Raw genomic sequence first — 19983 nt, 5'->3', positions numbered from 1 at the left:
CGTTCACGCTCCCGTTGCAGCCTGTTTCTGCAACGCGAAGCGTTGCTGCACGCGCCGCTGGATCTGATCGACCACCACGGCCGCGACGATCACAACACCCTTGATGACCGTTTGCCAGAACGCGCTGACGCCCATCATCACGAGCCCGTCGGACAGAATGCCGATCACGAAAGCACCGATGATCGTGCCGCCGATCTTGCCGCGCCCTCCTGACATCGACGTGCCGCCCAGCACGGCCGCTGCGATCGCGTTGAGTTCGAAGGTCTCGCCGCTCATCGGATGCGACGCGACCAGTTCCGACGAAATGATCAGCCCGACAATCGCCGCGCACAGCCCCGAAAACATATAGACGAACATCTTCACGCGATTCACGCGCACGCCGGACAGCTGCGCCGCGCGCTCGTTGCTGCCGATCGCGTATATCTGCCGCCCGAGTGGCGTGCGCCCCGCGATATACGCGGCAATCACGCCAACCACGACCAGCAGCCAGATCGTCAACGGAATGCCGAGGATCGCGGCGCTGCCGAGCACGGGGAAACCCGTCGTGCCGTAATCGGGATTGCCGGTGAGGTTCGGGAACGTCTCGCCGCCCGACGACAGCAGCGCCGCACCGCGCGCGATATACAAGGTGCCGAGTGTCGCGATGAATGGCGCGACGTTCAGACGCGTAATCAGCAGCCCGTTGATCGCGCCGACAGCCACGCCCGTCAGCAGCGCGACCACGATCGTTTCCGGCACGCTCAGATACAGCGTGTATTCGTCGCCGAGCGGAATGCCATGCAGGATCAAGCCGCCCGCCACCATGCCCGACAGGCCGACAATCGACCCGACGGACAGATCGATGCCGCCCGCGACGATCACGAACGTCATGCCGATGGCGAGAAACGCGTTCAGCGCGACGTGCCGCGACATGATCAGCAGGTTTTCGATGCTCAGAAAGTTGTGCGCCGCGAACGAGAAAAAGATCGCAACGGCAAACAGCGCGATGAACGTGCGCAGCTTGAGCAGCAGCAGAAGCGGTGCCTCGCCAATGCTCGCGCCCGGCGCTTCGCCCTTGATAGCCATCGTCATGAATAGTCTCCAGTGTGTTGCTGGATCTGCGTTGAAACGTGCCGCGTCAGGCGGCCGCGCGTTGTTCCGTTGCCGCCGTGCGATGCCCGATTGCGGAAGCCGCGACGAGCGCATCCTGGGTCGCTTCGGATGCGTCGAATTCGGCCGTCACGCGTCCGTTCGACATCACCAGAATGCGGTCGGACAGCGCCATCACTTCTTCAAGATCTGAGGTCACGAACAGAATGCCGAGCCCCTTCACGGCGAGATCGCGCATCACCTTGAAGATGTCCGCTTTCGCGCCGACGTCGATGCCGCGGCTCGGTTCGTCCATCAGCAGCACTTTCGGCGTGGTCATCAGCGCCCGCGCGATGACCACCTTCTGCTGGTTGCCGCCCGACAGCGAACTCACGGGGAGGCGCCAGTCGGCGACCTTGATCGCGAGATCGCGGATGTATTGCGTGATCGAGCGCTGCTCGCGCTGCGTGCTGATATGGAATGCGCGCGCGAACTCGCCGAGGCTGGAGATCGTCATGTTGTCGCCGATCGACAGAATGGGCAGCAATGCATCGGCCTTGCGGTCTTCGGGAATCAGCGCGAGACCTTGCGCGACGCGGCGGGCGATCGGCTTGCCGGCGAGCGGCTTGCCGTCCAGGACAATCTCGCCCGTCGCATGCGGATGACAACCGAGAATGCACTCGAACAATTCCGACCGCCCCGCGCCCATCAAACCGTAAATGCCGACGATCTCGCCCGCATGCAGCGACAGCGACACATGATCGACCAGCAAGCCGCTGCCCTTGCGCGGCAGCGACACGTCGCGCACCGTCAGCACTTCAGCGCCGCGCGCGTGGCCGACCGGACGCGAGAAATCCTTCGTGTCGCGGCCCACCATCTGACGCACGATCCACGGCACGTCCACCTGCGCCATGGGCTGATTTCCGGTGATGCGGCCATCGCGCAGCACGGTGATGTAATCGCCGATGCGGATCAGTTCTTCGAGACGGTGCGAGATATAGACAATCGCAACGCCGTGCGCCTTCAGGTCCGCGATCACCTGAAACAGCACGTCCACTTCGGCTGCGCTCAACGCGGAAGTGGGTTCGTCGAGGATCAGCACGCGCGCGTCGTGCGCGAGCGCCTTTGCGATTTCGACCAACTGTTGCTGGCCGATGCGCAAGTCTTCGACAAGCGTATCCGGGCTCACATCCAGTTCCAGCCGCTTCAGCAGTTCGCGCACCTTGCGCCGCTGCGCGTCGGCATCGATGTCGATGCCCGCGCGCGTGATCTCATGCGCGATGAAGACGTTCTCGGCGATCGTCAGGTTCGGGAAAAGATTGAGTTCCTGAAACACGATGCCGATGCCATGCCGCAATGCGTCCGCGCTGCTCGTCAGTTCGACAGGCTTGCCGTCGAGCAACAGGCGCCCCGTGCTCGGCTGTTCCGCGCCGGCGATGATCTTCATCAAGGTCGACTTGCCCGCGCCGTTCTCGCCGACCAGCACGTTCACCGCTGCGCGCCGCACGGCGAAGTTGACTTCCTTCAATGCAACCGTGCCTGGATAGACCTTCGTCACGCCTTCGACGTGAAGAATCACGTCGTCCACTTCGCCTGCCACGCTCATGACTTGCCTCCGAGCGACAGCGCTAGTGGCACGACTTCAGGCTGATCCGCCGACGAATCGTACGAGAACGCGCCCGTCACCGTGACCGCCTTGCCCTTGAGCGCATCGCGCGGAAACGGCTTCATCACATGCGTGGCCGCGTAGCTGTTCAGCGCGGTGCCGAACTGCGCGTATTCGATCTGATTGCGAAAGCTCGTGAAGGAGATGAAATCGAGCGTGTCGCGCAGCGTCGTACCGAGCACGGTCGGACCGATATCGACGATCACATCGGCTTTACCGTCGCCATCGATATCGATGCCTACCGTGCCCTGGCTCGACGCCGTATCGACATCGACGATGGTGCCGTGCACTTTCGTCGGGAAATTCCACGGCGCGCCGTCATCCTTGCCGCGATAGCCGTATTTCTTGCCTGCTGCGTCCGGGTCGGCCTTGATCGCGTCGCGCAGGGTCGCGTAATCGGTCGCGCGCTTTTCGACATCTGGCACGATCTTCGTGCTCCACATCGACGCGACCATCGCGTTCGGATCGTAGCCCGCCGACGCGTACGCATCGCGTGAATTCTTCGACGTCTGCGCGTCGTGTTTGACCAGCTTGCAGCCTTGCAACGCCCCGCTCGCGGCAATGACGACGATCGCCGCGTACATGCAACTTCTCATGGATGACCTCTCGGTACGCCGGATGAGAATCACCGGGGATGCGCGTAAGTGGCATCCCCGTCGAGCGAAGCAATGACTCAGCGAAGCGCGAACATGTCGAGCTTGCCGGCGTTCGCTTTCGTGATCAGCGAGCAGTTGATCAGCTGCTTTTCAGGCTTGCCCGTCGCGCCTGTCTTCATGTACTTGTCGGCCTGATCGACGGCTTCCGTGGCGGCCTGCGCGGCGGGTTGCAGCACGGTTGCGCGGATGTCGTTGCGCATGATCGCGTCGCGCACATCGTTGCTGCCGTCGAAGCCGACCACGATTACATCGGCGCGCTTCGCTGCCTTCAACGCAGCCGATGCGCCCATCGCCATCGTGTCGTTGCCCGCAATCACGCCCTTGATATCGGGGTGGCTTTGCAGGATCGTTTCCATCACGCGATACGCTTCCGTCTGGCTCCAGTTAGCCGACTGCCGCTCGACCATCTTCATGTTCGGAAACTGGTCGATCACATCGTGATAGCCCTTCGAGCGGATGCCGGCATTGATATCCGCCTCGCGTCCCACCAGTTCGACATAGTTGCCCTTCTCGCCGAGCGCCTTCACGAACGCGCGCCCGCCAAGCTGCGCGCCCTGATAGTTGTTCGACACGATCTGCGATACGGCGATACCGGTCGCGTTGATCTCGCGATCGATCAGGAACGACGGGATGCCCGCCGCCTTGGCTTTCTTGACAGCGGCGATCGATGCCTCGGAGCCCGCGTTGTCGAGAATGATCGCTTTCGCGCCGCGCGCGATGGCGGTATCGACGAGATTCGATTGCTTGTTCGCGTCGTCGTCGTGGACGAGCACGATGGTGTCGTAGCCGAGCGCCTTCGCACGCGCGTTCGCGGTATCGGCTTCGGCCTTGAAGAACGGGTTGTCGTGTGAGGGAGTAATGATGGCGATCAGATTCGCCGCCTGCGCGGCGCCGCTCGCGACCGCCATGGTGGTCAACGCGAGCGCGAGCCACCGCTTCGATGCTTTCATCGTCTTGTCTCCAGTCTGGTTAAACGCCTGTGCACTGCCTAAAACCAGTCGACGGTCGATTTTGTCGTTACAGTCTACTCATCACTTGTGCCGTCATGATGTCATCATACCAGTGGAATTACGCTCGACAAGGCCGAATTGCGCCAGGGTTTTCGCCTAGCGCTCGAGCGTGTGTGACGGGATCCCGGGTGACGGGAAAGGTGTCGGAAGGCCGGGCAGGCCTTTACGGCAGGCCGTTACGGCAATAACTGGCGAAGCCCGGACGATCGGCGAGGCATTCGAAGTAGTCGCTGACGGCCGGGAACTGCGGATGATCGAACGGCGTGCTGAACCAGCGGTTCACCGACAAACCCACGGGAATGTCGGCAAGCGAAAACTGCTTTCCGGCGACGAACGCGCCTGTCGCGCGCAGCTGCCCGTCGAGGATGCGCATGTTCGCCGTCCAGCTCGCGATCGAGTTCGCGATCTCATCCGCCGATTGATGCGCCGCCGATTTCCTGACCAACCCGAGAAACGCGTAGCTCCACGACCGGTTCAGGTCCGTTGCCTGCCAGTCCATCCATTGATCGACACGCGCACGTTCGAGCGGACCGGCAGGATAGAGATGCATGCCGTCATAACGGGAAGCCAGATAGCGGATGATCGAGTTCGACTCCCACAGAACGATGTCCGCGTCCCGGATGACGGGCACGAGTCCGTTTGGATTCAGCGCGAGAAATTCAGGCGTTTGCGTGGATCTGAAGCCAGCGCCCCAGTCCTCCCGTTCGAAAGGAAGGTTGAGTTCGGCGCAAGTCCACAATACTTTGCGGACGTTGATCGAGGACGCCTTTCCAAGTATTTCGAGCATGTGAGTGCGATGGCTGTTTGAACCCACGCAGTCTAGGCCTCGTCCGCTATCTGGCTCAATGTACAGTTGGACGACACTGCCCGTTCAAGTGTCCCTGCGACCGCACATCAACGGATCTTCAGCGCAAGCTCGGTGCCGCGCTTGATCGGCAGCGTGATCGAAATGAAGCCGTTATCCGGATCGCGGATGTACTCGAGAAAATCCGCTTCGGCATTGTCATTCAGGATATATCCGCCAACCCGCAGCTGCGGCGCGATCAGTTCGACCACCGTGCGCGCGAGCGACGGCCCTTCATCCAGCGGCCACCCGTCGATCAACGCGAAGTCGATCGGGCCGCCCCCATCGCGCAGTGTTTGCCGCGCATCGCCGACGCGGATATCCGCATATTGCGCGAGCCCCGCTTCCGCGAGGTTCTGACGCGCGATCTCCGCCTTCGAAGGCACGAGTTCCGAACCGATCACCAGCCCGCCACCGTTGTCGCGCATCGCGGCCGCGAAGTACAGCGCAGACATGCCGATCGACGTGGCGAAATCAACGACGCGTGTCGCGCGCATACCGCGACAAAGCACGTAAATCAGCTCGCCCTGATCCGGATGAATCGAAAAGCCGTAGTCCGCAAAGGCTTGCGGATCATTGCCCGACGGTCCGCCGAACGCGCTGCGATCGGGAAAGCGCCGCGATGCATTCAAGCGGTCCAGCACCTGGTTGACGCGTTCATCCCGGATCGGACTGACAGCCGACGAGGACACAGGAATTTCTCTCATGAAGCGGCTCCTTGGCGGGTTGCATAAGGCAATGCGCATGCGCTGCGCACACAGGTGACTGGCTCCGATTGTCCGGCTTCGTTCCCCTCGTCCCACTTACTGATACTTACTGAACGCTATCAGCCGATCCCCTTGCCTGAGCCGTGACATTCATCCCCCAACCCGCGCTCTGACGCCCGTTCCAGCCTGCAAAAGGAAACGACCGGACAATTCCGCGCGATCTCCCGTCTTCACAACCTGTAATACATCGAAAAAAACACAACCAACACGGTTAATGCGAATCATTCTTATTCCAGGATAACATTCGACCCGCTTTCGGTTTGGCAACAAACATCCAACATCGAACCAACACGGGGAATGTAATGCGTTTCAAACGATGTCTCGTCAAATACGTCGTACCGGCTGTCATTGCCAAAACATGCGGAGGCTATGCAAGCCTCGCGCTTGCTGACCAGACCACTGCCGATCCGGCGTCGCAACAGAACGAGACCACCGAAAAGCCCAGTGCGGCAAGGCGCGATGAAGCGCTCAAGGCTGTCAGCGTCACAGCCAACCGGCTCGGCACGGCCGACCTGAATCGAACGGCCGCCACTGTATCAGTGATCACCGCCGACGACATCGACGACAACAACGCGAAAGACGTCAAGGACGCGCTCAAGTATGAACCGGGCGTCGAAGTGCGTCGCCAGGCGTATCGGCCGTCGGGTATTACCGGGTCGTCGGGTCGCGCGGGCAATGAAGGGATCAACATCCGCGGTCTGGAAGGCAACCAGGTGTTGCTGCTCGAAGACGGCGTGCCGCTGCCGCAGTCGTACGCGTTCGGCTCGGGCTCGGCGGGACGCGCGGATTATCTGAACACGGACCTGTATCAGCGCATCGAAGTGCTGCGCGGCCCGACTTCGGCACTCTATGGCAGCGACGGCCTGACGGGTGCCGTCAATTTCGTCACCAAAGATCCTTCCGATCTGCTGTCCGTCTACAACAAGCCGACATACTTCTCGCTCAAGTCCGGCTATGACTCGACCGACCGCAGTTGGGGTTCGACGGCGATGGCCGCGTTCGGCGGCGAGATGGTACAAGGCATGATCGCGTTGAGCGGACGCCACGGCCACGAGACCGACAACATGGGCACGAGCAACACGCTGGGTTCGTCGCGCTCGACGCCCGATCCGCTGACGTACAACAACCGCAGCGCGCTCGGCAAGCTGGTCATCAAGCCGACGAGCCGCGACACGTTCAAGCTCACTGCGGAAACGCTCAACAACCAGAACTCCAGCGACGGCCTGTCGCAACTGAACGGCGCCTACACGTGGAGCGGCTACACGGCGAACCGCTACTACACGGAAAACGAGGTGACGAGCAACCGCGTCCAGCTCGATTACGATCACCACGACGTCACCAACCCGTGGTTCCAGCAGCTTCACGCAGCGCTCTACTATCGCAATGCCGCGACACGGCAGACGCTCGATATCGACGGCACCAACTCGGCGGGTGCATCGGCTAGCCGCACGCGGATCAACAACTATGGCGACAACATCGTCGGCGGCAATGTTGTAGCGGATAGCGCGTTCAAAACGGGCATTCTCCAGCATCGCCTGACGTATGGTTTCGACGCGAGCGTGTCGCACTACAGCACGTCGAGTTCCGCAGGCTCCGAATGGACATCGACCGACGGCTATCCCGAAGCCTTCCCGAAGACGACGCAAACCAACCTCGGCATCTTCGCGCAGGACGAAATCCGCTGGAACAAGCTGAGCATCGTGCCTGGCGTGCGCTTCGACTACTACAAGATGACGCCGCATCCCGATGCGACGTACGAAACGGCAAGCGCCGGGTCGACCGAGCCGACTACGACGTCGAGCGGCAATGCCGTCTCGCCGCGTCTCGCGCTGCTGTATGAAGTCACGCCCGCCTTCGTGCCGTACGTGCAGTACGCGCATGGATTCCGCGCGCCGTCTGCGTATCAGGTCAACAGCTACTACAACCCGGTCGGTTCGTATGGCCTCTACTACCAGCAGGTCGGCAATCCGAACCTGAAGCCTGAAACGAGCAATTCGATCGAAGCCGGTTTGCGCGGCAAGTTCGGCGTCGGTCATGGCTCGGTCAACTACAGCACGGCTGCATTTGCCGGCCGCTACAAGAACTTCATCGATACGAAGGTGGTCGGCGGCAGCATGACGTCGGCAACCGATCCGTACACGGTGCAATACGTGAACTACTCGAAGGCATCGATTCACGGCGTCGAGGCGAAAGCTGACTGGATCGTCAACGACAGCCTCGAAGTGAAGGGCGGCATGGCGTGGATCAAGGGCACGGAAACCAGGGACGGCACGACCACGGGTCTCGATACCGTCCCGCCGCTTGCGGTGGTGCTCGGCGTGAACTACACGCATGGCGAGCGCTGGTTCCTCGGCGCGGACATGATCTACAACTCGCGCAAGGACAAGTCCGACATGTCGAGCTCGAGCTATTACTCGACGCCCTCGTACACCATCTTCGATCTTCACGCGGGCTACAAGATCACGAAGCATGTGAGCGTTACGGCGGGCATCGACAACCTGTTTAACCGCAAGTACTGGATCTGGAACGACGTGCGCGGTCTCGCCGACAGCGACGGCTACGCGAAGATCAGCGCGCTCACTGCGCCGGGCCGCAACTTCAACGTCGGTATGAAGATCGACTTCTGAGCATGACGACACTGCAACACACGCACGAACAGGAACACACCATGCAAGCATCACAGCAACGCTATACGACCGACGCCGCTTCGCTCGACGCACTTCGACAGGACTTCCTTCATATCCGCAAAACGCAGAAACTGCGTCAACGTGAAGCCGCCGCCGCGCTCGGCGTGAGCGAAGGCGAAGCGCTGGCGGCGTTTGTCGGCGAAGAGGTCGTGCGACTCGACGAGCGCTTTATCGAACTGTTCGAATCGATGCCGTCGCTAGGCTCCGTCATGATCCTGACGCGCAACGAAGCGGCCGTGCACGAGAAGGACGGTCCGTTCGAAAAGATGAGCCATGAAGGCACGACAGGACTCGCGCTTGGCAGCGCGATCGATCTGCGGATGTTCTACGGCAAGTGGGCTTCGGCATTCGCAGTGAGCGAACCGCTCGAGCATGGCATGCGTCACAGCATCCAGGTTTTCGATGCGCAGGGCCGCGCGGTGACGAAGATCTATCTGCGCAAGCACAGCGATCACGCTGCATTCGAAGCGCTCGTCGAGCGTCATAAGGCTGCTGTGCAGACGGCGGGGTTGATCGTCGCGCCGGCGCAGCCGTCCGCGCCCGCCACGCCCGACGAACAGATCGACGCCGAAGGCTTCCGCCATGCATGGACGGCGATGACGGACACGCATCAGTTCTTCCCGCTGCTGCGCCGCTTCAATGTCGGACGCACACAGGCGCTGCGGCTCGCGCCGCAAGATTACGCGTGGCGCGTCGGCAAGGATTCGATCGAAACGCTGCTGACGTCCGCGGCTAAAACGGCGCTGCCGATCATGGTGTTCGTCGGCAATGGCGGCATGATCCAGATTCATACGGGTGCCGTATCGACAATCCGTACGATGGGCCCGTGGCTCAACGTGCTCGACCCGGACTTCAACCTGCATCTGCGCACGGATCTGATCGACAGTATCTGGGTCGTGCGCAAGCCGACCAGCGACGGCATCGTCACGTCCGTCGAACTGTACGACGCGCAAGGCGAGAACATCGCGCTGCTGTTCGGCGCCCGCAAACCGGGCAACCCGGAATTGCCGGCGTGGCGCGCGCTTGTCGACAAACTCGCACGTGACGAAAGCACCAACGCGATCGCGGGAGCATGCGAAGCATGAGCGACCAACGCTTCAATGCACAGCGACGCAAACTGATGGCAGGTGTCGGTGCACTGACGCTCGCGTCGTTCGCGGGCGCAGCGCGGTCCGCTGAAACCCGTCTCGCGGGAAACCGCGCGCAACGAGTAATCGTGGTCGGTGGGGCGATTGGCGAGATCGTCTATATGCTCGGCAAGTCGAATGTGCTCGTTGCGACTGACACGACGTGCACCTTCCCGTCGCAGGCGCTGGCCTTGCCGAAGGTCGGTTATCAGCGCACGCTTTCCGCCGAAGGACTGCTCTCTTTCCAGCCGACGCTGATTCTCGCATCGGCGGAAGCCGGGCCGCCATCCGCACTGGATCAGGCGAGCAAAATGGGCGTGCAGCTCGTCAGCTTTGCGGAATCGCATGACGTCGCGTCCGTGCGCACCAAGATTCTCGGCACGGCGCGCGCGCTCGATGCAGCCGACGCCGGGCAGAACCTGCTCGCGCGCTTCGACAGCCAGTGGGCGCAGACGACGCAAAGCATTGCCCGCGCCCAGCGCAAACCGTTGCGCGTGTTGTTCCTGCTCAATCCCGGCGGCAATCAGCCGATGGTCGCAGGCCAACACACGGCCGCCGATGCGATGCTGACGTATGCGGGCGCAACCAATGCGATCGCGGACTTCGCCGGTTACCGTGCATTGTCGGCAGAAGCACTCGCGGCCTGTCAGCCCGACGTCGTGCTGACGACCGACGACACCTTGCAGGCAGCAGGCGGAAAGCAGAACCTGCTGGCGGGTGCGGGTTTTCCGCTGACACCTGCTGGCCAGAACGGCCGCGTCGTTTCGCTCGATACGCTGTTCCTGCTGGGGTTCGGTCCGCGTCTGCCCGATGCTGTGGACCAACTGCATCGGCGCTTGTTCACTTCCTGATCCACACCGCCCACGCTTGCGTGGGCGGTGTCTCGCATTCATGTCACAACATATCGACGGGCATCTTCAGCGTGCCCATGAACAGCGTCGCTTGATCGCTGCATTGCGTTACGTGAAGCCGCATATCGTGGGATATGCCGGCTTCGCCGTGCTATTTCTCGTGCTCGCGGCATCCGTGATCGCGGCACTTTGCTTCGGCGCGTATCCGATCTCGCCTTCGACGCTCTTCGATAGCATGTCCACATCGACGCCCACTGCGGCAAACCGCGCCGTCGCCGTGCTCGTGCAATTGCGCGCGCCGCGAGTCGCGCTCGCCGTGCTGGTCGGCGCGGGCTTCGGCGCGGTTGGCAGCGCATTGCAGGCGCTGTTCCGCAATCCACTTGCCGATCCCGGATTGATCGGTGTGTCGAGTGGCGCGGCGCTCGGTGCGTCGTTGATGATCGTCTGCGGATCGGCGCTGTTTGTGCATTCCGGTGCGCGCGCCGACGAGGCCATCGCGTGCGCGGCATTCATCGGCGCGATGGCCGTCACCGTGCTCGTCTACCGCCTCGGTTCGTCGCAAGGGCGCGTGCAGCTTTCCATTCTGCTGCTGTCGGGCATTGCGGCCAACGCGCTGGCGGGCGCGATCATCGGCATGCTGAGCTATGTCGCCTCCGATGCGCAGCTTCGCTCGCTCACCTTCTGGAGCCTCGGCAGCCTCGGGTCCGCGCAATGGCGCACGCTCGGCGCGATTGCGCCGTTCGTAATCTGCGGCATCGCGCTGATCGCGATGAATACGCAGGCGCTCAACCTCATGCAGCTCGGCGAAAGCGAGGCGCACTATCTCGGCGTGCGCGTGCGCCGCGTGAAGCGAATCACGCTGCTCGCCGCCGCGCTCGTGGTCGGCGCGCTCGTTTCCTGCACGGGGCAGATCGGCTTTATCGGTCTGGTTGCGCCGCATTGCGTGAGGCTCGCGTGCGGTCCCGATCAAAAGCGTGTGCTGCCAGGCTCGGCGCTGCTTGGCGCGATCCTGACCGTGCTCGCCGATCTCGCTGCGCGCACCATCGCGGCGCCGGCCGAATTACCGCTCGGCATTCTCACCGCGATGATCGGTGCGCCATTTTTTCTGCTGCTGATCGTGCGACAACGTCGTTTGCTCGGCGACTAGGCACGCGCTCGCGCCACGGAACACACACATCATGCTGTCGATAAAGAACCTGCAGATCATTCTGCGTGGGCGAACCATTCTTCGCGACGTGTCGCTGTCCGTCCGGGCCGGCGAATTCGTCGTCGTGCTTGGTCGTAACGGTGCAGGAAAAAGTACGTTGCTAAAGGCGCTTGCGGGCGATTTCGCATTGCAATGCATGGCGAACGCAGCCACTCCCGCAGACGTGAAAATCAACGGCGAATACGTCGATGAAATGGATCCGAAGCGGCTCGCACGTTTGCGTGCGGTCTATTCGCAAAGTGTCGCGAACAACTATCCGCTTCGCGCTGCGCAACTCGTGCGGCTGGGGCGCTATCCGCATGCGAACGGCGCGAACCCGGAACGTCCGCAATCCGTCGACGATGCAGTCCACCGCGCACTCGCGCTCGCGGGCGCCGCGCATCTGGCAGAACGTGACGTGACGACGTTATCCGGCGGCGAATATGCGCGCGTGCAGTTCGCTCGCGCGCTCGCGCAAGTCTCGCCTTCCGTCGACGAAACAACCGCACGCTATCTGTTGCTAGACGAACCCACGGCCGCACTGGATCTCGTGCATCAACACAACCTCTTTGCAACCGTCGCACGACTCACGCGCGAATGGCGTCTCGGCGCGCTCGCGATTTCACACGATTGCACGCTCGCTGCCCGCTACGCCGACCGCATCGTCCTGCTGGCCAATGGCGAGATCATCGCAACGGGCACGCCGGCCGCTGTCATGCGCCCCGACCTTCTGGAGCAGTGCTACGGCGTGAGCGTGTGCATCACCCGCGACCCGGAACATGGTGGCGTGCTGGTCGTCCCGCACGAAACGTAAGTGAGACGTGCCGCGCGTCAGAACGAAAAAAAGGGATTCAGAAGGTTACCCTTCTGAATCCCTTCATAGCGGTCAGCTAAAAGTCTTTACTGACCCGTGTAGCCAACCGGCACGGTCGAATTGTTCTTCGCGAGCGTGGCGTTGTTCGACACGATGTACTGCGGCACTTCCGTCAGCGTCAGCGTAACCTGGCCGTTCGAATACGGGAGCGTCGTCACGTTGCCGTAGCCGTCGATCTTCGTCACGTTACCCGACGTGCCTGCGTTGTCCACCTGCAGCGAATAGCTCGTCGAATACGTCGTGCTGTACACGCCATTGACCGGCCACTGGCTGTTGTTGTGCGTCCATGCAGCCGTCACGACCTTGCCGTTGTTCAGTTGCTGGAAGTCGTACACGAACGTGCCCGAAGGCGTGCCCTTCACGCGGCCCAGCGTATTCGTACCGTCGAGCACGCGCGTCATCGTTGCAAACGCCATGGCTTCCGGCTTCGGCGACAGGTTCGATGCACCGAACGCACCCTGTGCATTGTTCAGGTCGAAGAACGAACCGTAGCCGACTTCACCCGGATAGTCCGGACCGTAGAACAGCGTCGTCAGTTGCGCACCGCCGCCCAGCACGATGATGTGCGAGCGCACACCCACCGCCGCATGCGCGAACAGCTGGTTCTGCGACGGCACGGTCGGGCCATATGCCAGACCCGGGTCGTAGCTGGTGCCTGCTTCCGTGAAGAACAGCTTCATGTTCGGCTTGCCGTTCTGCATCACCTGACGCAGCTGGATCATCTGATTGTCGAGCGCGTTGGCCTGGTTCGCGGCACTCGGGTCCGAGTCGTACTGCTCAGGCGGATGCGCCGGGTACGTACCCGCATTCCAGTAGCCGTGCGTCGACACTGCATCGATGTAATTCCACAGGCCGAGCGCGCCGAACTTCTGCAGATAGCCCGTCGTACAGGTACCGCAGTTCGCTGCGAACGGATTGCCCGTGCCCATCACGACAGCATTCGGATCGGTCGAGTGAATGCCTTCGTAGGCGGCCTTGTACATCGCGACGAAGTTCGCATCGCTATCGGCCCAGCCGAGGCTCGGCTCCCACGTCACCTGATAGTAGTTCTTCTGCTGGTTCGGGTAGTTCGCTGCGCGGATCAGGTTCGTGTCCGTGCCGACCTTCGCCATGAAACTCTGATACTCGTTCAGATCCTTCGGTGCGTAGTAGCTGTCGGTGAACTGGCCCGTCTTCGAGTTCCATGCCGGAATGCCGTCCAGACGGATGATGCGCATCTGGTCAGGATTGGCCTTGTAGAACGGATCGAGGTCGCTCACGTTCGGCGTGTACGTGTTCGGGCCGTTCGGCTCCATCTGCGACTGCTGACGGTCGTCGATCGTCCACGTGATGCCCAGTGCGTGCAGCGCCGCGATGTTGCCGTTGAAACCTTGCATGCCGAAGCGGTGCTGGTCCTGGTGCGCATACGTGACCGTGCCGAGCGCCGAGCTCAGGTTCGGCAGCACGCCGAACGTCGCGATGCCCGTCGGACGCGTGCCGCTGTGCGGCAGCGTGCCGCCGCTTGCGCGCAGCGTGGCCGTGATTGCGCCATAGCCCGACCACGTCGACTTGCACGACATGGTGTTGGTCTGCACGCCGGCGCTAACTGCGAAGCTGCCTTGCGTCTTGATCGCACCCGTCGAATCCGCGATCGACCAGACCACCGTGTCTGCATTCGGCGCGTTCGTCGTGACCGTGACGTTGAATGCCGTGTTGTTTTGGAACACACGCAGGCCATCGGTGGTCGGCGTGTCGGCCGTGATCAGGCCGTTTGCCGTACCGCCAGCCTTTTGCGTCGGCGTACCGCACGAAATTGCCGAGGCGCCGGAGGGTGACGGCGTAGCAGCGGGCGACGGTGCGGGGGCCGGCGTCGGCGTGGGAGTCGGCGTGGGAGTCGGCGTCGGTGTGGGAGTCGGCGTCGGCGTCGGCGTCGGCGTCGGGGTGGGAGTCGGCGTAGGCGTCGGAGTCGGGGTCGGTGTGGGAGTCGGCGTCGGCGTCGAGGCTACAGCGCGCACCCAGCAAGCCTTTCCATAACCGAATGCCGGATCCGTATTCGAAACTGCGCCCACATAGCAGCCAACGCCGTTGGTAAACGTGCGCGGCGCCGTCAGCATCACGGACGGCGCATTCGGCGGCACAGCGCCAAACACGACAGAGCCCGTTCCGAGGAACGAACAGTTGCCGTTTTCCTTGCCGCACAGCGTGTACGACTGGCCAGAGACAGTGATCGTCGATGCCTGGGCGTAAGCCTGCTCTGCACCAAACGACGCGAGTACGGTTGCCGACGCAACCCCCAATACTTTCCAATAACTCATCATTGTTCGTTGATCCCGCTGAAATCTGTTATCCCCGAGGCCCAGCAAGATCGTTGACGGATCGTCTCGCTGTGACGTTATCGAATGAAAAGAACCGGCATCGGCTATTTATTACGGATTACTTACTGTCATGTCCGCGTATGAGCAGGACACGCACTCATGCAATCTCGCATGCGATTACCGGGAACGTGCAGGGACACCGCGCTGCCGCGGACAGTGATCCCCGTACGCATCTGATGTCAGAACCAGATGGCTTGTCGTGTGAGTCGAGTTGATCCCTTCCGATGAGGAATCCTTATCTCCCGCTCGTCCATCGCACGTTTTTTTCAGGCAGCAGTACGCCACCGCGAACCTTTCGGTTCGACGAAAGCAATGCACCTCTACGTGGACCAGGCGCGCTCAAAGCACAGCCTTCCCGCGGTTAATCATCAACGCAGGAACAGCAAGCACGCGCCTGAACAGGACTAAAACGGCCGCTCGCTATGCGCAAGCGATATCGGTAGTAAATACTGCTACTCGACCCCGACCAAGTATTAATTACAGAAACTTTCAAGGCAGACGAATTATAAACGTTTCATTCGTGTAACGTTGTCCGCCAAAAAGGCAAAAGGTAAAATAATCGGTAATTCGCGGAAGATTTCGAGATATGGTTTCGCCCGGAAGTATCGACCAGGGAAGATTCACCCGCGATCGCCCGGAAAAAGTAAATTCATGATCGATATGGTTATTTTTTCGGTTTTTCGTAATACAAATAACTCATTTATGCCTTTCACTTATTAGTGCCCGATAATAGGGAAAACCACTAATCGGTAGTTATCAGCAATATCGGTCGATATTATGAAAATTCGCGCATTTGATTGGCGCGATATGTATTAGGGGCGAGACCAAATTCCTTCCGGAATTCGCGTCCGAGATGCGAGGCATCCGAGAAACCGCAGGTCGCGGCAATCTCCGCCACTGTCCGTTCCGAACTCGTCAGAAACCACGCTGCCGTTTTGAGCCGCATCCGCCGCGCGTAAGTCAGCGGCGAGTCGCCCGTTTGCGATTTGAATAGCCGTTGCAAATGGCGCGCCGACATATCGACCCGCTCAGCGAGTTCGTCGAGACTCAATGGCCGCCCAATGTGCTGCTGCATCAGATGCACTGCACGTTTTACGCGTGGATGCGTGAACGGTTCGGTGCCGGGTGGATGCGGCTGCGGTGCGCTCGCGCGCTGCGCATCTTCGACCAGCAGAATGCGCAGCGCCTTCTGAACGATGGCGGCATCGATGTGCCGTTGCAAGATCGCGGCCGCCACATCGATCGACGCACGGCCGCCCGAGCATGTGATGCGGCGCCCGTCGATCACATAGAGCCGATCCGCCACGAGCAGTGTCTCGTCGACGGATGGAAAACGCCCCACGTAGTCCCAGTAGTGAAACCAGCTGACACAGATGCGATAGCCGTTCATCACGCCCGCGCGTGTGAGCGCGAACGCGCCGGTGCAGATACCCACGAGCGTGGCCGATGCGGCCGCCGCATCGCGAATGAAACGCAGCGTCGCATCGCTGACATTGGGCCCCGCGTGCAGCAGTCCGCCTATCACGACGATGTAATCGAACTGCCCTGCTTCATCGAAGGTTTGCCACGGCTGGATCTGAATGCCGCAACTGGCCCGGATAGGCGTCAGCGTCTCGCCCACTATGGTCCATGCGCAACGCACCGGCTTGCTGAAGTCGCCGTCATCGCTTGCCAGCCGTAGCAGATCCACGAAACCAGAGAACGCCGTCAGCGTGAAGTTCGGCAATAGCACGATGCCGAAGCGTACGCGCGACGCATCACGCTTGCGGGCGGCATCGTTCAGAAACGCGGGCGTGGTGATGGCGCTGCACATGATCGCTTATTCGTCGGCGAGCGGTGCATGCGAGGTCTCGCGGCTGCCGATCATCGCGATCAGCGCCACGCCCGCTGCTCCGACCAGATACCACGCCGGCGCGAGCTTGCTGCCCGTCACGCCGATCAGCCATGTCGCAACGAGCGGCGCCGTCCCGCCGAAGATCGCATTCGCCGCGTTGAAGCAGAATGCAAAGCCGCTATAGCGCACGCGCGTCGGGAAGATTTCGGCGAGGAAGCACGGCAGCGTGCCGTCGTTCATCGTCAGCAACGCGCCGAAGGCGATCTGGATCGCGACGACCATCATGAAGCCCGCGCCTGCCAGCCCCTTGAAGAGCGGCACCGTCAACACGGCAAACAGGATCGACGCGCCGATCAGCATCGACTTGCGTCCAATGCGATCCGACAGCGAGCCCATCAAGAACACCAGCGCAATATAGGCAGTGAGAGAAATGGTCGCCGCGATGAACGATGCGGTCTCGTCCATGCCCAGTTCGGTGGACAGATACGTCGGCATGTAGCTCAGCACCAGATAGAACGCAACGGCATTCAGGCAGGTCACGCCGAACGCGATCAGCATCTTCATCCGATGCTTGCCCAGCAGTTCGGCGATCGGTGCGCGCGCAACATGTTGATCGTGCTCCAGCGCCTTGAAACGCGGCGTATCTTCGAGTTTCAGCCGGATGTAACGGCCGATCAGACCAAACGGCGCTGCAAGCAGAAACGGCAGACGCCAGCCGAACGAATGCAGTTGTTCGCTGCTCAGCAGCGCATGCATTGCCGCGATGAGCAGCGAGCCGAACAGCAGGCCCGCCGCCGTGCTCGCCGGCACGATGCTCGTATAAAAGCCACGCCGGTTAGCCGGTGCGTATTCCGCGAGAAAGGCCGACGCGCCCGCGTATTCGCCCGAAGCCGAAAAGCCCTGCACCACGCGTACGAGCAAAAGCAGAACGGGCGCCAGCATGCCGACTTGCGCGTACGTGGGCAGCAACGCGATCAGGAAGGTCGACAGCGACATGATCAGAATCGACAGCGACAACGATGTTCTGCGGCCGATCTTGTCGCCGAAGTGTCCCCACACGATCCCGCCAACCGGCCGCACGATGAACGAAATCGCAAACACGCCATAAGCCGCCAGCAGCCCGGTGGTCGCATCTGTTTTCGGAAAGAACACGACGGCGATGATGGTCGCAAGATAACCGTACGACGCGTAATCGAACCACTCCACAAAGTTGCCGATAAAGCTCGCGCAGGCGGCACGCTTGAGCAGTTTCGGGTCGACGCTCGCGTCGCTATTGGCCGCCGCGCCAGAAGACGCGATGACGCCGGATGCGGATTCACCCGACAAGGTTCTTCTCGTGTTCATAGACTCTCTCCAGACAGGAAGGTTTGAGTGCATGGTAGAAGTCCATAAACATCGAAGATTTCCGATCCCGTCACGACACTTTCTGTTTTCGACATCGCGGGTATACCTTAGCGACGCGCGATTTCATGCCTTAAAACAGGAACCGGAACGGCGTAAACGCAAAAAAGCCCGCTGTATCCGCTAGCGTCATGTGACGCAGCGAATACAACGGGCAACCTCGGACGATATGAATCAGATCGAGCTGGAGTGCACGTCGCCTTGCAGGCGATCGTTAGACGATGAAGTGTGGAAAAGCGGATGTCGGCGCGCAAGCAGGTAGTACGCAATACCGCCCGTCAGCAGGGAGAACTCGAAACTCAGATCACCCCAGCCGAGATAGTCGCGCATCAACGGGCTCGCGTAAGTCGGCGAGTTAGAGAATACGATCGAAGCAATGATGCCCAACATCCACGCAATCATGCCTGGCCAGAAGATGCCGCCCGTGTACCAGTACGCGCCGCTGCCCCACTTCATCCAGTCGTCGGCGCGATAGCGGCCGCCGCGCATGAAGTAATCGACGACAACGATCGCGGCCCAGGGTGCAGTCCAGAACACCATGTAGTTCAGAAAGACCTGGTACATGTCGAAGAACTGGCCGTAGAACACGGTAACGACACGGAACGTCAGCGTGAACAGCGCGATGATCGCAAGCGACGTAATGCGGTTGATTGGAATGCGCAGCGCAAGCAACCCGAGACCTGCCGTATAACCATTCGGCACATTGGCCGCAATCCCGCCCAGAATGATCGCGAACAGCAAAGGCACGATAAACCACGTCGGCAGGAAGCGCGACAACTGACTGACGGGATCGTCGCCAAGCGAACCGCCGAGCGCCGTGGCGAACAGCACGCCGATCACTTCGCAGAACATCAGCGCAACGAACTGGCCACCGCCTGCCGCAAGCACGATCTTTTTCCAGCTGGTCTCCGCAGGGAAATAGCGGCTGTAGTCCGATGCAAAGTTCGCCCAGCCAATCGGGTACGAGAACACGATACCCATTGCGATCAGCCATGTACTGAACGAGCCGCCACCATGATTGACCTGTGAAGCAAGAGCGAGACTCGAATGCGGCAATACAAATGCTGCGAGCCCTGCGAAAAGCACTGCGAGAACCACGGCAATCCATTTTTCCGCCGCGATGATGGTCGCGTGACCGAAGATCGCCAATATGATCTCCGCGGCGAGAATGATTGCAAGCGATACCCAGACCACTGCATGGCTATGAAAACCGCCCATTTTCAACAGTGTTTCGAGTGCCTGCGTGGCGACTACGGAGTTGATCGAGAACCAGCTCAACGCCGATATCAAACTCACTGCCTTTGGTAGAAATGAACCGAGCTGACCGAAAGAACTTCGCGACGTCATGATGCCGGACGTCCCCGTTTTCGGCCCCATGATTGTTGTCAGGCCGAGCACGAAACAGCCGAACAGGTTGCCCACCAGAATGGCCAGCAGTGCCTGCCACAACGACAGGCCTTGTGACAGCGCCAGTGCGCCCGTGACCACGACTACATAGTTCGTATTGGCGCCGATCCACATCTTGAAGAGTTCGGCGGGTGTGCCATGCCGGTCCTCACGGGGAATCGGATCGATTGCATGCTGCTCGATGCTCCACGCCTTGTCGGCGTCCACTTCGTGTCGCGAGTGACTGCTCTGATGCGTGCTCATGGCTTTCC

Annotated in this window: 15 protein-coding genes; 5 read left to right on the top strand and 10 right to left on the bottom strand. The window is 61.0% G+C overall.

Annotation, left to right across the window (positions count from 1 at the left end; all coding sequences use genetic code 11):
• Positions 1–3 precede the first annotated feature (3 nt).
• The 6 genes from G3O01_RS24795 to G3O01_RS24770 form a co-directional block, all read right to left on the bottom strand.
• The gene (locus tag G3O01_RS24795; RefSeq protein ID WP_205808930.1) at positions 4–1071 is read right to left on the bottom strand and encodes an ABC transporter permease; all 1068 of its coding nucleotides are present in this window, start codon (positions 1069–1071) and stop codon (positions 4–6) included.
• Between the two features lie 46 nt (positions 1072–1117).
• On the bottom strand, positions 1118–2674 hold the full coding sequence (locus tag G3O01_RS24790) for a sugar ABC transporter ATP-binding protein (RefSeq protein ID WP_205808929.1): 1557 nt from the start codon (positions 2672–2674) through the stop codon (positions 1118–1120).
• Positions 2671–3330 (bottom strand): DUF2291 domain-containing protein, encoded by a 660-nt coding sequence (locus G3O01_RS24785; RefSeq protein WP_205808927.1) that lies wholly within the window; start codon positions 3328–3330, stop codon positions 2671–2673. Before G3O01_RS24785 ends, G3O01_RS24790 begins: the two co-directional genes overlap by 4 nt.
• A gap of 77 nt (positions 3331–3407) precedes the next feature.
• Positions 3408–4340 (bottom strand): D-ribose ABC transporter substrate-binding protein, encoded by a 933-nt coding sequence (locus G3O01_RS24780; RefSeq protein ID WP_205808925.1) that lies wholly within the window; start codon positions 4338–4340, stop codon positions 3408–3410.
• 223 nt (positions 4341–4563) lie between these two features.
• Entirely contained in the window at positions 4564–5187 is a 624-nt protein-coding gene (locus G3O01_RS24775) for a glutathione S-transferase (RefSeq protein WP_205808923.1), read from the bottom strand.
• A 107-nt stretch (positions 5188–5294) separates the two neighbouring features.
• Positions 5295–5951 carry a class I SAM-dependent methyltransferase gene (locus G3O01_RS24770; protein WP_205808921.1) on the bottom strand — a complete coding sequence of 219 codons (657 nt, stop codon included), beginning with the start codon at positions 5949–5951 and terminating at the stop codon, positions 5295–5297.
• 362 nt (positions 5952–6313) lie between these two features.
• Here G3O01_RS24770 and G3O01_RS24765 point away from each other — a divergent pair, with 362 nt between their 5' ends.
• From G3O01_RS24765 to G3O01_RS24745, 5 genes are read left to right on the top strand one after another with little or no spacing between them, the layout of a single operon-like run.
• A complete protein-coding gene (locus G3O01_RS24765) occupies positions 6314–8638 on the top strand; it encodes a TonB-dependent hemoglobin/transferrin/lactoferrin family receptor (RefSeq protein ID WP_205808920.1) in 2325 nt (774 codons plus the stop codon).
• 41 nt (positions 8639–8679) lie between these two features.
• Positions 8680–9783: a ChuX/HutX family heme-like substrate-binding protein gene (locus G3O01_RS24760; protein WP_205808918.1), complete on the top strand. Its 1104-nt coding sequence runs from the start codon at positions 8680–8682 to the stop codon at positions 9781–9783.
• Positions 9780–10676 carry an ABC transporter substrate-binding protein gene (locus tag G3O01_RS24755; protein ID WP_205808916.1) on the top strand — a complete coding sequence of 299 codons (897 nt, stop codon included), beginning with the start codon at positions 9780–9782 and terminating at the stop codon, positions 10674–10676. Before G3O01_RS24760 ends, G3O01_RS24755 begins: the two co-directional genes overlap by 4 nt.
• Positions 10677–10716: 40 nt before the next feature.
• Positions 10717–11823, top strand: a complete 1107-nt coding sequence (locus G3O01_RS24750) for an iron ABC transporter permease (protein WP_205808914.1) — start codon at positions 10717–10719, stop codon at positions 11821–11823.
• A gap of 31 nt (positions 11824–11854) precedes the next feature.
• Positions 11855–12676 (top strand): ATP-binding cassette domain-containing protein, encoded by an 822-nt coding sequence (locus tag G3O01_RS24745; RefSeq protein WP_205808912.1) that lies wholly within the window; start codon positions 11855–11857, stop codon positions 12674–12676.
• Between the two features lie 86 nt (positions 12677–12762).
• Here G3O01_RS24745 and G3O01_RS24740 read toward each other — a convergent pair whose 3' ends face one another.
• The 4 genes from G3O01_RS24740 to G3O01_RS24725 form a co-directional block, all read right to left on the bottom strand.
• Positions 12763–15033 (bottom strand): hypothetical protein, encoded by a 2271-nt coding sequence (locus tag G3O01_RS24740; protein ID WP_205808901.1) that lies wholly within the window; start codon positions 15031–15033, stop codon positions 12763–12765.
• A gap of 832 nt (positions 15034–15865) precedes the next feature.
• Positions 15866–16903 carry a GlxA family transcriptional regulator gene (locus tag G3O01_RS24735; RefSeq protein ID WP_205808899.1) on the bottom strand — a complete coding sequence of 346 codons (1038 nt, stop codon included), beginning with the start codon at positions 16901–16903 and terminating at the stop codon, positions 15866–15868.
• 6 nt (positions 16904–16909) lie between these two features.
• Positions 16910–18268 (bottom strand): MFS transporter, encoded by a 1359-nt coding sequence (locus tag G3O01_RS24730; protein WP_241024240.1) that lies wholly within the window; start codon positions 18266–18268, stop codon positions 16910–16912.
• A 231-nt stretch (positions 18269–18499) separates the two neighbouring features.
• Positions 18500–19975 carry a cytosine permease gene (locus tag G3O01_RS24725; RefSeq protein WP_205808897.1) on the bottom strand — a complete coding sequence of 492 codons (1476 nt, stop codon included), beginning with the start codon at positions 19973–19975 and terminating at the stop codon, positions 18500–18502.
• Between the last annotated feature and the right edge of the window lie 8 nt (positions 19976–19983).

It is taken from the genome of Burkholderia sp. Ac-20365, assembly GCF_017104715.1.
Taxonomy (GTDB): Bacteria; Pseudomonadota; Gammaproteobacteria; order Burkholderiales; family Burkholderiaceae; genus Paraburkholderia.
The sequence above is the reverse complement of the archived record's forward strand: the minus strand, read 5'-3'. Positions and strand labels throughout refer to the sequence as shown.

Excerpts from the sequence above, each read along its gene's own strand:
- G3O01_RS24795 (WP_205808930.1), bottom strand. The coding sequence starts at position 1,071 with ATGACGATGGCTATCAAGGGCGAAGCGCCGGGCGCGAGCATTGGCGAG.
- G3O01_RS24790 (WP_205808929.1), bottom strand. The coding sequence starts at position 2,674 with ATGAGCGTGGCAGGCGAAGTGGACGACGTGATTCTTCACGTCGAAGGC.
- G3O01_RS24785 (WP_205808927.1), bottom strand. The coding sequence starts at position 3,330 with ATGAGAAGTTGCATGTACGCGGCGATCGTCGTCATTGCCGCGAGCGGG.
- G3O01_RS24780 (WP_205808925.1), bottom strand. The coding sequence starts at position 4,340 with ATGAAAGCATCGAAGCGGTGGCTCGCGCTCGCGTTGACCACCATGGCG.
- G3O01_RS24775 (WP_205808923.1), bottom strand. The coding sequence starts at position 5,187 with ATGCTCGAAATACTTGGAAAGGCGTCCTCGATCAACGTCCGCAAAGTA.
- G3O01_RS24770 (WP_205808921.1), bottom strand. The coding sequence starts at position 5,951 with ATGAGAGAAATTCCTGTGTCCTCGTCGGCTGTCAGTCCGATCCGGGAT.
- G3O01_RS24765 (WP_205808920.1), top strand. The coding sequence starts at position 6,314 with ATGCGTTTCAAACGATGTCTCGTCAAATACGTCGTACCGGCTGTCATT.
- G3O01_RS24760 (WP_205808918.1), top strand. The coding sequence starts at position 8,680 with ATGCAAGCATCACAGCAACGCTATACGACCGACGCCGCTTCGCTCGAC.
- G3O01_RS24755 (WP_205808916.1), top strand. The coding sequence starts at position 9,780 with ATGAGCGACCAACGCTTCAATGCACAGCGACGCAAACTGATGGCAGGT.
- G3O01_RS24750 (WP_205808914.1), top strand. The coding sequence starts at position 10,717 with ATGTCACAACATATCGACGGGCATCTTCAGCGTGCCCATGAACAGCGT.
- G3O01_RS24745 (WP_205808912.1), top strand. The coding sequence starts at position 11,855 with ATGCTGTCGATAAAGAACCTGCAGATCATTCTGCGTGGGCGAACCATT.
- G3O01_RS24740 (WP_205808901.1), bottom strand. The coding sequence starts at position 15,033 with ATGATGAGTTATTGGAAAGTATTGGGGGTTGCGTCGGCAACCGTACTC.
- G3O01_RS24735 (WP_205808899.1), bottom strand. The coding sequence starts at position 16,903 with ATGTGCAGCGCCATCACCACGCCCGCGTTTCTGAACGATGCCGCCCGC.
- G3O01_RS24730 (WP_241024240.1), bottom strand. The coding sequence starts at position 18,268 with ATGAACACGAGAAGAACCTTGTCGGGTGAATCCGCATCCGGCGTCATC.
- G3O01_RS24725 (WP_205808897.1), bottom strand. The coding sequence starts at position 19,975 with ATGAGCACGCATCAGAGCAGTCACTCGCGACACGAAGTGGACGCCGAC.